We start from the raw sequence: 14,358 nt of genomic DNA, 5'->3' as shown, positions 1-14,358 counted from the left end.
TAGCACGGGGGAAGCATAACGGTGCGGATCCGAGCGCGGAAACCTGTCACACAGAGGAATATTCGACCGGCGTATCCGCGATCGATTCCGGATATAGGAGCGTTTGCAAGCCCTCGCTCACTCGATCGCACGACTGCGTGCGATCGGATGTGTACTCAGCTGCAGACGCTACGATACTCGCCCCGAATCCGACGTGTCATATCATCGCACGGCCGTCACTAACGGGGGAGTTCCGCAAACACCTTATACGCTGCTTACCGAAAGTTTCGGTGATACGAGTATGCCGAGACCAGAGGTTCTCGAACGGATCAAAACGGCCGAGTCCGAAGCCGACGAGATCGTCGCGGAGGCGGAGGCGGACCGCGACGAGCGAATCGAGGAGGCGCGGCGCGAGGCCGAGGAGATCCGTAGCGACGCAGAAGCTGAGGCCGACGAGTACGAGGCGGAGCGGCTCGAAGAGGCCCGAAAGGAGATCGAGGCCGAGCGTGAGGAACTCATCGAGGATGGCAAAGCCGAGCGGAACGAACTGGTCGCGTCCGCCGAGGAGAACGCGGACGAGGCGGTCGAATACGCGATCAGCCAGTTCGAGGAGGCGGTAAATGCTCAGACCTGAGCAGATGAGCAAGGTCTCGGTGACGGGATCGAAGGATGTTATGAACGCCGTCGTCGAGACCGCACACAGCCTGAATCTCCTGCACGTCACCGAGTACGACGGCTCCTGGGAGGGCTTCGCCCCGGGCGATCCCGTCAAGGGCGCAGAGGAGTCCTCCGACCGACTCGTCACCGTGCGGTCGCTCGAGAGCATCCTCGACGTCGACGGCGAGGACGCCGGTCCGACGCGAATCGTCACCGACGACGCGATCGAAGAGGAACTCGAAGCGATCCGAACGCGCGTCAACGAACTCGACGACCGCCGGAGTGATCTCCGCCAGGAGATCCGCGACGTCGAAGACCAGATCGAAGCGATCGAGCCGTTCGTCGACCTCGGAATCGACCTCGATCTGCTGTGGGGGTACGACACGCTTCAGGTGGCCGTCGGTGAGGGCGACCGCGACGCCATCGAACGGGCGATTGTCGACGCCGAGAACCTCCGCTCACACGAGGTCTTCACTGGCGACAACGTCCTTGGAATCTTCGCTCAACCCACAGGCGACGCCGATGAGGATGCACTGACTGATACGCTGGTCAGCGCGGACTTCTCGTCGTATGAGATTCCGGACGCTGCGGGCACCCCCGACGAGTACAAAAAGGAACTGGAACACGAAAAACAACAACTCGACTCGAAACTTTCGACGGTCGAGAACGAACTCGAATCGGAGAAGGTGGAGGCTGCGGGCTTCCTTCTGGCTGCCGAGGAGAAACTCTCGATCGACGTCCAGAAAACCGAAGCGCCGCTGTCGTTTGCGACCACCGAGAACGCGTTCATCGCCGAGGGGTGGATTCCCTCCGAACGGTACACCGAGTTCAAGGGCGTTATCAAAGAGGCAGTCGGTGAACGCGTCGAGATCGAAGAACTCGAGCGCGCAAGGTTCTCGACGGACGGGACCGACCACGTCCGCGAGGACGTCCCCACCGGTGGTACCGGCGGCGTCGAGGCACCGACGCCGGCCGCCGACGGCGGTGCTGCCGACGCAGACGCCCGCGCCGACGGCGGCAACGCAGTCGTGATGGCCGACGACGAACCGCCGACCGTTCAGGACAACCCCGGTGCCGTCAAACCGTTCGAGATCCTCGTGCAGGCGGTCAACCGCCCGAGCTACTACGAGTTCGACCCGACAGTCATTCTCTTCCTCACGTTCCCGGCGTTCTTCGGCTTTATGATCGGGGACTTAGGATACGGCATCATCTACACGGCGATCGGCTACTACCTCTACACCAACTTCGCGGACCGCCCGGCGTTTCGGAGTATGGGCGGCGTGACCATCGCAGCCGGGCTGTTCACGGCGCTGTTCGGCATCCTCTACGGTGAAGTGTTCGGACTGCACCTGATCGCGACGTACTTCTGGGAGGGCTTGATCGGGCTCTCGCACGCCCCGATCGAGAAGGGACTCTCGCCCGAGGGAATCGAGTGGGCCCGTGGGTGGCTCGTCGTGAGCGTCCTGATCGGGATCTTCCACCTCAACGTGGCGTGGATCTTCGGCTTCTTCGAGGACCTCGAACTCCACGACCTCAAGCACGCGATCTACGAGAACGGCTCGTGGCTCCTGATGATGAACGGGCTGTGGGTGTGGGTTTTCAGCGACGCGCTCCGCCCAGTCGTCCCCGAGTTCCTCTACACGACGTTCTCCAGTGAGGGCGTCCTAGCGCTCGGATTCAGCGGCTTCCCAGCGATGGAACTGTTCACCATCCCCGGCGTCGGACCGGTCACGGTCCCGCTGCTTGTGTTCGTCATCGGCTTCGTCCTGCTGGCGGCCGGTGAACCGATCGAGGCCGTCGAGTTCCTGAACGTTCTCGTGAACGTTCTCTCGTACACCCGGATCGCTGCAGTGCTGCTCGCGAAGGCGGGGATGGCCTTCACGGTCAATCTCCTGTTCTTCGGAGTCTACGTCGACGACCACGGCGGCTGGCACTTCGGTCTCGGCGGAATGCCGGACGCAGGGGCCGTCGCAGCGCTCGGATCTGGTGAGACGCTGAGTTATCACGGCTACGAAGTGACCGAGATCATGTTCGGTGGACTCGTCCACGGCGACGCCGCGACCATCCTGATCGGCCTCCTCGTGCTCGTCCTCGGCCATCTGCTGGTTCTCGCGCTCGGCGTGACCAGCGCCGGCCTACAGGCGGTGCGTCTCGAGTACGTCGAGTTCTTCAACAAGTTCTTCGACGGCGGCGGCCGCGAGTACGAACCCTTCGGCTACGAGCGGCAGTACACGACCGAGGACTGACGATGACTGCTCTCGGTTACCACCACCGAGCGCCACCTCGTTGACGATGCTCGGCGGGAGGAGACGAGCGTAGTCGTTGCGAGCGGGTCGGCCCACCCCCGTTTCGGTCCCGTCACCGACCCGGACTGCGACCCGACCAACCAATTCTCTGATCCGACGAATATCGGCGAATGCGGCTGTTTCGCACGGATTTCGCGAGATAGTTTGGGAACCTTTAAGAGTCGTCTCTGTCCAATAACGCACGTTCGGAGACGACTGATCAAGTCGCAACTTAACACCATGTTAGAAGTACTCCTACAGCAGACCCAGGCAGCTGCCCCGGCTCTAGAACCAACCGCCGCCGCCGCTATCGCGGTCGGCCTCGCGGCCTTCGGCGCGGGCTACGCCGAGCGCGGAATCGGTGCCGCCGCAATGGGCGCCATCGCCGAGGACAACGATCTCTTCGTCAACGGTCTCATTCTGACCGTCCTGCCGGAGACACTCGTCATCCTCGCACTCGTTGTCGTGTTCCTGGTCTAAGCGCTCCCGCTCTTTCCATCAATGAGTTTGGACAACGTCGTTGAAGACATCCGAGACGAAGCCCGCGCGCGTGCCGAAGAGATACGTCAGCAGGGCGAACGCCGCGCCGAGGAAATCGTCGAAGCAGCCGAAACCGACGCCGAGGAACTCCTCGAAGCGCGCAAGGCGGACGTCGAGCGCCAGATCGAACAGGAGCGAGAACAGGCGCTCTCGAGCGCGAAACTCGAGGCGAAGCAGGAACGCCTCGAGGCCCGCCGTGACGTCCTCGAAGACGTTCGATCGCAGGTCGAAGACGAACTCGTCGAACTCTCCGGCGACCGCCGCGAAGCGCTGACGCGCTCGCTACTCGAAGACGCCGTTCCGGAGTTCGAGGGCGAGGAATCGGTCGCCGTCTACGGCCGCGCCTCTGACGAGGAACTGATCGAGGACCTCCTCGACGACCACGACAACTTCGAGTACGCCGGCGAATACGAGTGTCTCGGCGGCGTCGTCGTCGAGGGCACCGACTCCCGCGTCCGAGTGAACAACACCTTCGATTCGGTCCTCGAGGGGGTTTGGGAGGACAACCTCAAGAACGTGAGTGAGCTACTGTTTAACCAATGAGTACTACCGGCGGTTCCAATCCGGAGTACGTGACAGCCCGTGTCAAAGCGCGTCGAAGTGCGCTGTACGGGGACGAGGAGTACCGCAAACTGATTCGGATGGGGCCGGCCGAGATCGCCCGGTTTATGGAGGAGTCCGACTACGAGGACGAGATCAACGCCCTCGGCTCTCGGCATTCCGGCGTCGACCTCATCGAGTACGCGCTCAATCGGAACCTCGCCAAGCAGTTCGACGACCTGCTCCGGTGGGCCGACGGTCGGCTTTACGACCTGATCGCGCGATATCTGCGGAAGTTCGATGCCTGGAACGTCAAGACCGTCATCCGCGGCCTCTACTCCGGGGCCGACCGAGAGGCGGTCTCTGATGACCTCATCCGAGCCGGTGAGTTCGACGAGGAGTTCCTCAAGCGACTGCTCGACGCGCCGAGCATCGAGGAGGTCGTCGAGCGACTCTCCGGGACGATGTTCGGGCCCGGCCTCGACGACGCCTACGACGACTACGAGGACACTGACGTCCTCGTACCGCTCGAGAACGCGGTCGACAGAGCGTACTACAGCCGCCTGCTCGATGGACTCGTCGTCAACGAGGCAACCCAGCAGTACCGCGAGTTCCTCGAAGCCGAGATCGATTTCCGGAACGCCCGGAACGGTCTCCGACTCGCACAGAGCGGCGCCGACATCGACCCCGCCGAGTACTTCATTCAGGGCGGGTCGCTGTTCTCGGCAACCGAACTGGCGACGCTGGCGCAGAACCGCGACGAACTCGTCTCGAAGATCCGTGAGTCGAAGTACGGTGACGAACTCTCGGCGGCACTCGACGAACTGGAGAGCGCAGAGAGCCTCATCCGCTTCGAGCGCGCGCTCGACGTCGCGCTCCTGAAGTATACGGATCAACTCGGGCACGTGTTCCCGCTGTCGATCACCCCTATCGCCTCGTACATCCTCGCGAAGGAGCGAGAGGTCGACAACATCCGCGCTATCGCACGTGGCCGAGAGGCCGGCCTCCCCGAAGAGCAGATCGAACAGGAGCTGGTGATTCTATGAGCCAGGAGATCGCCGTCGTCGGGAGTCCGGACTTCACCACGGGGTTCCGCCTCGCCGGCGTCCGGAAGTTCGAGACCGTGGCCGACGATGCGAAAGACGAACAGCTCGACGAGGCCGTCTCCGCGGTGCTCGAGGACGACGATGTCGGCATCGTCGTGATGCACGACGACGACCTCGACCACCTCTCGCGATCGGTTCGCGACGCCGTCGAGACCAGCATCGAACCGACGCTGGTCACGCTGGGCGGCGGTGCGGGCGCGGGCGGCCTCCGAGACCAGATCAAACGAGCCATCGGTATCGACCTGATGGAGGAAGACTAACTTATGAGCCAGACAGAAGCAGCCGTCCGTGAAGACGGCATTATCGCGAGCGTGAGTGGCCCCGTCGTGGTCGCCCGCGATCTCGATGCCCGGATGAACGACGTCGTCTACGTGGGCGACGAGGGTCTGATGGGCGAAGTCATCGAGATCGAGGACGACACGACGACGATTCAAGTGTACGAAGAGACCTCCGGGATCAGCCCGGGCGAGCCCGTCGAAAACACGGGCGAACCCCTGACGGTCGATCTCGGCCCGGGACTTCTCGACACCATCTACGACGGCGTCCAGCGTCCGCTGGACGTCCTCGAGGACAAGATGGGGAGCCCGTACCTCGATCGCGGCGTCGACGCGCCGGGGATCGAACTCGACGAGGAGTGGGAGTTCGAGCCCGAGGCGGAGGAAGGCGATGAAGTCGGCCGCGGCGACATCGTCGGCACCGTCGAGGAGACGGTCACCATCGACCACAAGGTGATGATCCCGCCGGACGCCCTCGACGAGAACGAGACCGCAGAGATCGTCGCCATCGAGTCGGGATCGATGACCGTCGAGGAGACGGTCGTCGAACTCGACAACGGCGCCGAGGTCTCGATGCGTCAGGAGTGGCCCGTCCGCGAGGCCCGTCCCACGGTGGAAAAGAAGACGCCCCGGACGCCGCTCGTCTCGGGGCAGCGCATTCTCGACGGCCTGTTCCCGATTGCGAAGGGCGGAACAGCCGCCATTCCGGGGCCGTTCGGCTCCGGGAAGACCGTCACCCAGCACCAACTCGCGAAGTACGCCGACGCCGACATCATCATCTACGTCGGATGCGGCGAGCGCGGGAACGAGATGACTGAGGTCATCGACGACTTCCCCGAACTCGAGGACCCCTCGACCGGGAACCCCCTGATGGCCCGGACGTCGCTCATCGCTAACACCTCGAATATGCCCGTCGCGGCCCGAGAATCCTGTGTCTACACCGGGATCACCATCGCGGAGTTCTACCGCGATATGGGCTACGACGTCGCGCTGATGGCCGACTCCACCTCGCGGTGGGCGGAGGCGATGCGCGAGATCTCCTCTCGGCTCGAAGAGATGCCCGGCGAGGAGGGGTACCCCGCGTACCTGGCCGCGCGACTCTCGCAGTTCTACGAGCGCGCCGGCTACTTCGAGAACATCAACGGAACCGAGGGGTCGGTCTCGGCGATCGGAGCCGTCTCACCGCCCGGTGGTGACTTCTCCGAACCGGTCACCCAGAACACGCTCCGTATCGTGAAGACGTTCTGGGCGCTCGACGCCGACCTCGCGGAACGCCGTCACTTCCCGTCGATCAACTGGAACGAGTCGTACTCGCTGTACAAAGACCAACTCGATCCGTGGTTCCAGGACGCCGTCGCCGACGACTGGCCCGAGAAGCGCCAGTGGGCGGTCGACGTGCTCGACGAGGAGACCGAACTGCAGGAGATCGTTCAGCTCGTCGGCAAGGACGCGCTCCCCGAGGACCAGCAGTTGACCCTCGAGGTCGCACGCTACCTCCGTGAAGCGTACCTCCAGCAGAACGCTTTCCACCCGGTCGACACCTACTGTCCACCGGAGAAGACGTATCTGATGCTGACAACCATCAAGACGTTCAACGACGAGGCGTTCGACGCGCTGGAAGCCGGTGTCCCGGTCGACAAGATCATCGACATCGACGCCGCGCCGAAGATCAACCGCATCGGCGTACAGGAGGACTACGAGGAGTACGTGGCCGACCTCAAATCGGATATCAGCGACGAACTCCGGAGTCTCTACTAATATGAAAGAGTACCAAACCATCACCGAGATCAGCGGTCCGCTAGTGTACGCCGAGGTCGACGAGGCCATCGGATACGACGAGATCGTCGAGATCGAGACGGCACAGGGCGAGACCCTGCGCGGTCAGGTTCTCGAATCCTCGGACGGCGTCGTCGCCATCCAGGTGTTCGAGGGGACCAGCGGTATCGACCAGGAGGCATCGGTTCGCTTCCTCGGCGAGACGATGAAGATGCCCGTCACCGAGGACCTACTCGGGCGCGTCCTCGACGGATCGGGCCGGCCGATCGACGGCGGCCCCGATATCGTCCCCGAGGAACGACAGGACATCGTCGGCGCAGCGATCAACCCCTACTCCCGGGAGTACCCCGAGGAGTTCATCGAGACCGGGGTCTCGGCCATCGACGGGATGAACACGCTCGTCCGCGGCCAGAAACTCCCGATCTTCTCCAGTTCCGGCCAGCCCCACAGCGAATTGGCGATGCAGATCGCCCGCCAGGCCAGCGTGCCGGAGGAAGAAGCTGGTGAAGGCGACAGTTCCGAGTTTGCCGTCATCTTCGGCGCGATGGGAATCACCGCCGAGGAGGCAAACGAGTTTATGCAGGACTTCGAGCGCACCGGTGCGCTGGAGCGCTCTGTGGTCTTTATGAATCTCGCAGACGACCCCGCAGTCGAGCGGACGGTCACCCCGCGGATGGTGCTGACGACCGCGGAGTACCTCGCCTTCGAGAAGGACTACCACGTCCTCGTGATCCTGACCGATATGACCAACTACTGCGAGGCGCTCCGCGAAATCGGGGCCGCCCGCGAGGAGGTCCCGGGCCGTCGTGGCTACCCCGGATATATGTACACCGACCTAGCGCAACTCTACGAGCGCGCCGGTCGAATCGAGGGTCGCGACGGATCTGTCACGCAGATCCCGATCCTCACGATGCCGGGCGACGACGACACCCATCCGATTCCGGACCTGACCGGTTATATCACCGAGGGCCAGATCTACGTCGATCCCGATCTCAACAGCCAGGGCCTCCAGCCCCCCGTGAACGTCCTGCCCAGCCTCTCACGGCTGATGGACGACGGGATCGGCGAGGGCCTCACCCGCGCAGACCACGGCGACGTCTCAGACCAGATGTACGCCGCTTACGCGGAGGGCGAAGACCTCCGCGACCTCGTGAACATCGTCGGTCGCGAGGCGCTCTCCGAGCGTGATAACAAGTATCTCGACTTCGCGGATCGCTTCGAGAAGGAGTTCATCGATCAGGGCTTCGAGACCAACCGCGGCCTCGAAGAGACTCTCGACATCGGCTGGGATCTGCTGTCGATGCTGCCGAGAGATGAACTCAACCGCGTCGACGAGGACTTCATCGACCAGTACTACCGCGAGGACGCTGGCGACGAGACCGAAACCGAAGCGACGGCCGACTGATCGCTCACAGAGCCGCTCGCTGAGTGAAAATTCTTCGACTTCTGCTGTCGATAGTCTATAAATATGTCACCACTTCCCCCGCCAAGGGGATGTCGATGACGATTCGAAGCCCCACCTGTTTTGTCGTTACGATTCTTCAACCCAGTATGGAACGGAGGGCAGACATCGATGAGCGGTCAGATCCAGCAACCGGACAGGGTTCTGCGACCGAGCAGCGAGTGCCGACCTCCGCGAGCGACGACGCTGTGGACGATGCGTTGAAGACGCGAGCGATGGACGAAGCACCGGTGGGAATCACCATCGCGGACGCTCGATCCCCCGATATGCCGCTCGTATACGCTAACGCGGCGTTCGAGCGGATCACGGGCTATCCACCGGAGTACGCCATCGGGCGTAACTGCCGATTCCTCCAGGGGGAAGCGACGAACGAAGAACCGGTCGCGAAGATGCGCGGGGCCATCGAAAGCGGTCGCGCGACGACGGTCGAAATCCGCAACTATCGCCGCGATGGCGAACTGTTCTGGAACGAGGTGACGATTGCGCCGCTTCGTGATGACGACGGCGAAATCGCGTACTACGTCGGGTTCCAGCAGGACGTCACCCGCCGCAAACGTGCCGAACGGGCGGCCGACCGGCGCGCAGGACGGATTGAGCGCGAGCGGACGGCACAAAACCGCCTGCTCGAACGACTCGACGGCGTCGTCACCGACGTCTCGGAGGCGGTGACGCGCGCGGACTCGCGCTCGAAACTCGAACGAGTGGTCGCCGAAACGGTCAACGAGACGTATGCCGGCGCGTGGATCGGCACGTACGATCCCAGCGACGAATCGATCCGCGTCCGGAACGCTGTCGGGGCGACCGGCGGCGTAGACAGCGATACCCGGCTCCCGCTCGAAGACTCACCGGTCGCGAGCGGTGGGTCAGTTTTCCCGTCGCCTGCTACATCTGCGGCAACGGCTGACGCCGTCGCCGGGGCGATCGAGGACCAGTACGTCCACATCGAAACAATCGAGGATGCCGGGGCGGACTCCGTCTCGGCCGTCGCTGCCGTCTCTCTGCACTACGGCGAGGCCACGTACGGGGCCATCGGGGTGTACGCACACGAAGAGACCTTTCACAGTTACGAACGAGCGGTCCTGACGGCCCTGGGACGGACCGTCGCCATCGGGATCAACGCGCTCGAAAGCCAGCGAACCCTGCAGAACGAGTCCGTCATTGAGGTCCGTCTCTCGATCGGCGAGCATCCGCTTGTCGACTTCGCCAGTGCACTCTGCTGTCAACTATCCTACGCCGGGGCTGTCGGCGACCGCGACCGGTCCGCGATGCTGTTCGAGGTGACGGCTACGGAGAACGACCTCGACACAGAGGCAGTAGAGGATGCGGCCTCGGCCGTTGGATCGGTTCAGGTTCACAGCGTGCTCGCGGAATCCGCAGATCACCCGGTGATCGAACTCGCGCTCACCGACGCCAGTTTTAACGGACTGCTCGGCGAGTACAGCGCGGAACTCCGGGAGTTGACCGTTGGAAGCGACACGGCCAGAGTCACCGCCGAGGTCGGCCGGGAGTCGCTTGCACAGTCGCTCGCCGACGCCACGACTCACCGGTTCACTGACGCGGAACTGACTGGCTACCGCCGACACCAGCAGCGAAACGAAACCTCCCGGGAGTTCGTCGCAGATCTCAAGTCCGAACTCACCGGCCGACAGCGGGCCGCGCTCACGCGGGCATACACTGCAGGGTACTTCGAGTGGCCCCACGAGGCCACAGGCGAGGAGATCGCCGAATCGATGGACATCGGTCGGTCTACCTTCCACCAGCACCTGCGAGCGGCCCAGCGGAAACTTGCGGGCGCCATCATCGACCGAGAGACATTCGGGTCACAGAGCGGACCCGAGCAATAACCCAACTGGTTGTGTATGCCGCTTACACCCTTTACCCTCCTATAACAATTTGTACTATGCCACAACCTGGTAGCGAAGGAATTTGGCTATGGATCGGCACGCTTGGAATGTTCCTGGGGATGTTGTACTTCATCGCTCGGGGATGGGGCGAAACCAACGAACGGCGGCAGGAGTTCTACATCGTCACGATATTCATTACCGCCATCGCATTTGTGAATTACTTGTCGATGGCGCTTGGATTCGGGCTTACGACCGTCACGGTCGGTGGGGAAAATCTTCCCATCTACTGGGCCCGGTATACTGACTGGTTCTTCACCACGCCGCTACTGCTCATCGACCTCGGCCTCCTCGCTGGGGCGAACCGCAACGAGCTCGCCTCGCTCGTTGGCCTCGATATGCTGATGATCGGAACGGGCGCGCTCGCAACGCTTTCGGGCGGCGCTGGTGTCCTCTCCGGCGGCGCGCGCCGAATCATCTGGTGGGGCGTCTCGACGGGCTTCCTGCTCGTCCTGCTCTATATGCTGTACGGTTCCCTCGGTGACAAAGCGAGCCAGCTCTCCGGTGACGCCGCGTCGACGTTCAGCACGCTCCGGACGTTGATCGTCGTCGTCTGGTTGGTCTATCCGGTGTGGTGGATCGTCGGTACTGAAGGACTCGGCGTCATCTCGCTGAACATCGAGACAGCTGGATTCATGGTCCTGGACTTGGTCGCGAAGGTCGGCTTCGGGATCATCCTGCTGTCGAGTCGCGAAGTGCTCGACGCCGCAGGATCCGCTGCTGGCGCTGAAGCAGCCGACTGACCAGGCCACTCTTCGGTAATCGAATCGCGCGATTGACCGACGCGGATGGTCGTCACCCGGATCGCCCGTTTTGAGGTGCCGCTTCCGGGCGGCGTCCGTAACCATTTCCTGTTGGCTGCAACAATCCCGACTCAGCACTCCACAGACTGACCAATGACAACGACACTCACCTATCTCCAGTTTCACTTGGCGTTCCTGCTCCCAGCGGTGATGCTGCTCGCCGCCACAGGCGTCGTGAGCAGGGCTCGGATCAAAGAGTCGGGGACGGACTGGAGCAGGGTCGGTCTCCGTCGATACTGGGTCGGTGTGGCAGTCATCACCATCGTCGCGGTTGTGTACACGACGCCGTGGGACAACCTCCTCATCGCCCGCGGTGTCTGGTGGTACGGCGACGGAACCACCATCGCAAGGGTGGGTCAAGCACCGATCGAGGAGTACCTCTTCATCATCGTCCAGCCGTGGTTGACTGCGCTGTGGCTCTCCCACCTGTCGGTTCCGACTGAGTGGGAAGCCGCCGACCATCCCATCAGGAGCAGAGTGCTCGCGCTAGTACTCGCGGCTGGCATTGGTATCGCCGGGTGGCAACTGCTGTCGTTGGATGCGACGTTCTACCTCGGCGCAATCCTCGCGTGGGCCGCACCGGTCGTCGCAATCCAGTGGGTCGTCGGCGCGCCGCAACTGTGGGACCGCCGCCGACTTGTCGGTATCGGGACGCTCGTTCCCACGCTGTATTTGTGCACCGTCGACCGGGTCGCCATCGAACTCGGGATCTGGATTCTCTCTGAGCAGTACACCACGGGGCTGTACGTCCTCGGACTACCGGTCGAGGAGGCGACGTTCTTCCTCGTGACGAACCTGTTCGTGGTTCAGGGACTCGTGCTGTACCGACCAGTGGTGACCGAGTTGCTGTCGTCGGAATCGGCGCCGGGATCGGTCTGGCGTAGCCGACTGCAGGCGCTCGGTATCGACATCGAACGGTGACGATGACCGGACCAGCACCCACAGAGGGACCCGAACAGACAGGTGTGAATCCGGCTGAACGTCCCGCCGACGGCTCCGCTCCGGCTTCGGCGGTCCACGCGCCGATGCTAACAATAGGCGGCTGGCCGGCGTGGCTCGCGATTGGTACCGTAACACTCCTGGTTGCGGTAGGCGCACTTGTTGTCCCGTCACTGTCGGTCCCGCGCTGGCTCCGGTACGCCCCGCTGGCGGTGAGTCTGGTCGTCTTCGGGCTTCCACACGGGGCCGTCGACCATCTGGCTCCCGCCCGCGTGGTCGGCGACCGGCCGACGATCTGGTGGCTCGCCGCAGTCGGCCTCCTCTATCTGATCCTCGGCGTCGCCTACGCCGGACTCTGGTACCTCGCGCCGGCGGCGTCCGCTGCCTTCTTCATCGCGCTGACTTGGTTCCACTGGGGCCAGGGCGACGTGTACGCGCTCGACGCGCTCGGCGCAACGCATCTCGGCGATCGAGTGACCCGCCTCGGGACGCTCGTCGTCCGCGGCGGGCTTCCAATGCTCGTCCCGCTGCTTCGCTTTCCGGGGCGCTACCGGGACGTCGTCGACGCGTGGGTCGCGCTGTTTGGCGGCGGACTGGACGCCTCGTGGCTCTTTGCCCCCGAAGCACGAGCCGTAGTCGGCGGGGCGTTCGCAACGGTGACTATCGCGACGCTCGCGCTCGGCCGATGGCAGGGCGGCGGCACCGCGTGGCGGCGAGACGCTGCCGAGACAGTCCTGCTGTGGGTGTACTTCCTGCTCGTCCCGCCGATCCTCGCCGTCGGGATCTATTTCTGCGTGTGGCATTCGCTCCGCCACATTGCCCGACTCGTCGTCGTCGATCCTGCGGCCCGCACAGCCTTCGCCGAGCGTGGATCCGTGGCCGCGCTTCTTCGAACTGGCCGGGATGCGCTGCCGCTGACCGCGGTTTCGATCGCGTTGCTCGTGGGCGTCGCAGTCGTTGTGGGGGTTCGCTCCGACGTCCGAACCCTCGCAGCGCTGTATCTCGTGTTCATCGCCGTGCTCACGCTTCCGCACGTCGCGATCGTGACGTGGATGGATCGGGCCGAACGGGCTGGTCTGGGCCGGCTCGCTGCCGAACAGTAAAAGGTTAACAGGCTCGGCTTACAACCAGCATTCAATGGCCGAAGACGTCAAACCCACCCGAAAGAACCTGATGGCGATCGAGGATCGGATCCAGCTCTCCGAACGGGGCCACGACACGCTCGAACAGAAGCGTGACGGTCTCATTATGGAGTTTATGGACATCCTCGATCAGGCTCAAGACGTCCGCTCCGAGTTGAACGGGAACTACGAGACAGCCCAGGCGAAACTCAATATGGCGCGGGCGATGGAGGGCGACGTTGCCGTCCGCGGCGCGGCCGCCGCGCTCAAAGAGCACCCCGAGATCACGACGCAGTCGAAGAATATTATGGGCGTCGTCGTCCCCCAGATCGAATCCTCGAAGGTCCGGAAATCACTCGACGAACGCGGATACGGACTGCTGGGCTCTTCCGCACGCATCGACGAGGCGGCCGACGCGTACGAGGAACTGCTAGAGACGATCATCCTCGCGGCCGAGGTCGAGACTGCGATGAAGAAGATGCTCAAAGAGATCGAGGTCACGAAGCGCCGCGTGAACGCGCTGGAGTTCAAACTCCTGCCCGAACTTTACGACAACAAGGAGTACATCGAACAGAAACTCGAAGAGCAGGAGCGCGAGGAGATCTTCCGCCTCAAGAAGATCAAGAACAAGAAAGAGAAAGAGGAAGCCGAAGAGGAAAAAGAGGCCGAGGAGAAAGCGGAGGCCGAAGAGGCGGAGGCCGACGCAGAATCGGAAACGGAGGAGACGGTTTCTGCAGACGACTGAGATCGCTCCCGGCGACTGGTATCGCGTCTTCGGCCCGGTCACTCGTTTTCTGTCGTTTCGATGCCCACGAGGGGACTCGCCAGCCACGGTCCCACGATCCTGCGGGGACTGCTCCCGCGCCGTCGGCAGATGATAAGTCTTAATTAGACTACCGGGTTACGAATGAGTGGAGCAAGCCCGGGTGGTGTAGTGGCCCATCATACGACCCTGTCACGGTCGTGACGCGGGT

The 14,358-nt window shown here is 63.1% G+C and carries 13 protein-coding genes; all 13 read left to right on the top strand.

Annotated features, from left to right (window positions below; genetic code table 11):
* Positions 1-280 precede the first annotated feature (280 nt).
* The 13 genes from ahaH to ABEI27_RS12860 all read left to right on the top strand — a co-directional run bounded on the left by ahaH (position 281) and on the right by ABEI27_RS12860 (position 14,129).
* Positions 281-613 (top strand): ATP synthase archaeal subunit H, encoded by a 333-nt coding sequence (gene ahaH, locus ABEI27_RS12920; RefSeq protein WP_375799817.1) that lies wholly within the window; start codon positions 281-283, stop codon positions 611-613.
* On the top strand, positions 600-2,882 hold the full coding sequence (locus ABEI27_RS12915) for a V-type ATP synthase subunit I (RefSeq protein WP_375799816.1): 2,283 nt from the start codon (positions 600-602) through the stop codon (positions 2,880-2,882). The genes ahaH and ABEI27_RS12915 overlap by 14 nt, the downstream gene beginning before the upstream one ends.
* 279 nt (positions 2,883-3,161) lie before the next feature.
* Complete coding sequence (locus ABEI27_RS12910; RefSeq protein ID WP_375799815.1) at positions 3,162-3,401, top strand: hypothetical protein; 240 nt, start codon at positions 3,162-3,164, stop codon at positions 3,399-3,401.
* A 21-nt stretch (positions 3,402-3,422) separates the two neighbouring features.
* Positions 3,423-4,004 (top strand): V-type ATP synthase subunit E, encoded by a 582-nt coding sequence (locus tag ABEI27_RS12905; protein WP_375799814.1) that lies wholly within the window; start codon positions 3,423-3,425, stop codon positions 4,002-4,004.
* Positions 4,001-5,047 (top strand): V-type ATP synthase subunit C, encoded by a 1,047-nt coding sequence (locus ABEI27_RS12900; protein WP_375799813.1) that lies wholly within the window; start codon positions 4,001-4,003, stop codon positions 5,045-5,047. The genes ABEI27_RS12905 and ABEI27_RS12900 overlap by 4 nt, the downstream gene beginning before the upstream one ends.
* Complete coding sequence (locus ABEI27_RS12895) at positions 5,044-5,367, top strand: V-type ATP synthase subunit F (protein ID WP_375799812.1); 324 nt, start codon at positions 5,044-5,046, stop codon at positions 5,365-5,367. Before ABEI27_RS12900 ends, ABEI27_RS12895 begins: the two co-directional genes overlap by 4 nt.
* Before the next feature lie 3 nt (positions 5,368-5,370).
* The gene (locus tag ABEI27_RS12890; protein WP_375799811.1) at positions 5,371-7,140 is read left to right on the top strand and encodes an ATP synthase subunit A; all 1,770 of its coding nucleotides are present in this window, start codon (positions 5,371-5,373) and stop codon (positions 7,138-7,140) included.
* 1 nt (position 7,141) lies between these two features.
* A complete protein-coding gene (locus ABEI27_RS12885; protein ID WP_375799810.1) occupies positions 7,142-8,563 on the top strand; it encodes a V-type ATP synthase subunit B in 1,422 nt (473 codons plus the stop codon).
* Between the two features lie 146 nt (positions 8,564-8,709).
* Positions 8,710-10,464: a PAS domain-containing protein gene (locus tag ABEI27_RS12880; protein ID WP_375799809.1), complete on the top strand. Its 1,755-nt coding sequence runs from the start codon at positions 8,710-8,712 to the stop codon at positions 10,462-10,464.
* A 56-nt stretch (positions 10,465-10,520) separates the two neighbouring features.
* Complete coding sequence (locus ABEI27_RS12875; protein WP_375799808.1) at positions 10,521-11,264, top strand: bacteriorhodopsin; 744 nt, start codon at positions 10,521-10,523, stop codon at positions 11,262-11,264.
* A 153-nt stretch (positions 11,265-11,417) separates the two neighbouring features.
* Entirely contained in the window at positions 11,418-12,245 is an 828-nt protein-coding gene (locus ABEI27_RS12870) for a lycopene cyclase domain-containing protein (protein ID WP_375799807.1), read from the top strand.
* Positions 12,246-12,349: 104 nt separating this feature from the next.
* Entirely contained in the window at positions 12,350-13,366 is a 1,017-nt protein-coding gene (locus ABEI27_RS12865; protein ID WP_375799806.1) for a Brp/Blh family beta-carotene 15,15'-dioxygenase, read from the top strand.
* A 34-nt stretch (positions 13,367-13,400) separates the two neighbouring features.
* Positions 13,401-14,129 (top strand): V-type ATP synthase subunit D, encoded by a 729-nt coding sequence (locus ABEI27_RS12860; protein WP_375799805.1) that lies wholly within the window; start codon positions 13,401-13,403, stop codon positions 14,127-14,129.
* Positions 14,130-14,358: the final 229 nt, after the last annotated feature.

The organism is Halobellus sp. (assembly GCF_042218505.1).
In the GTDB taxonomy this organism is placed as follows: Archaea; Halobacteriota; Halobacteria; order Halobacteriales; family Haloferacaceae; genus Haloquadratum.
Note: the sequence above shows the minus strand (reverse complement) of the source record. Positions and strands in the feature narration are given on the sequence as shown.

Bases quoted from the DNA above. Each gene is read 5' to 3' on its own strand.
- ABEI27_RS12910 (WP_375799815.1), top strand. From the start codon at position 3,162: ATGTTAGAAGTACTCCTACAGCAGACCCAGGCAGCTGCCCCGGCTCTA.
- ABEI27_RS12860 (WP_375799805.1), top strand. From the start codon at position 13,401: ATGGCCGAAGACGTCAAACCCACCCGAAAGAACCTGATGGCGATCGAG.
- ABEI27_RS12885 (WP_375799810.1), top strand. From the start codon at position 7,142: ATGAAAGAGTACCAAACCATCACCGAGATCAGCGGTCCGCTAGTGTAC.
- ABEI27_RS12890 (WP_375799811.1), top strand. From the start codon at position 5,371: ATGAGCCAGACAGAAGCAGCCGTCCGTGAAGACGGCATTATCGCGAGC.
- ABEI27_RS12880 (WP_375799809.1), top strand. From the start codon at position 8,710: ATGGAACGGAGGGCAGACATCGATGAGCGGTCAGATCCAGCAACCGGA.
- ABEI27_RS12905 (WP_375799814.1), top strand. From the start codon at position 3,423: ATGAGTTTGGACAACGTCGTTGAAGACATCCGAGACGAAGCCCGCGCG.
- ABEI27_RS12870 (WP_375799807.1), top strand. From the start codon at position 11,418: ATGACAACGACACTCACCTATCTCCAGTTTCACTTGGCGTTCCTGCTC.
- ahaH (WP_375799817.1), top strand. From the start codon at position 281: ATGCCGAGACCAGAGGTTCTCGAACGGATCAAAACGGCCGAGTCCGAA.
- ABEI27_RS12895 (WP_375799812.1), top strand. From the start codon at position 5,044: ATGAGCCAGGAGATCGCCGTCGTCGGGAGTCCGGACTTCACCACGGGG.
- ABEI27_RS12875 (WP_375799808.1), top strand. From the start codon at position 10,521: ATGCCACAACCTGGTAGCGAAGGAATTTGGCTATGGATCGGCACGCTT.
- ABEI27_RS12865 (WP_375799806.1), top strand. From the start codon at position 12,350: ATGCTAACAATAGGCGGCTGGCCGGCGTGGCTCGCGATTGGTACCGTA.
- ABEI27_RS12915 (WP_375799816.1), top strand. From the start codon at position 600: ATGCTCAGACCTGAGCAGATGAGCAAGGTCTCGGTGACGGGATCGAAG.
- ABEI27_RS12900 (WP_375799813.1), top strand. From the start codon at position 4,001: ATGAGTACTACCGGCGGTTCCAATCCGGAGTACGTGACAGCCCGTGTC.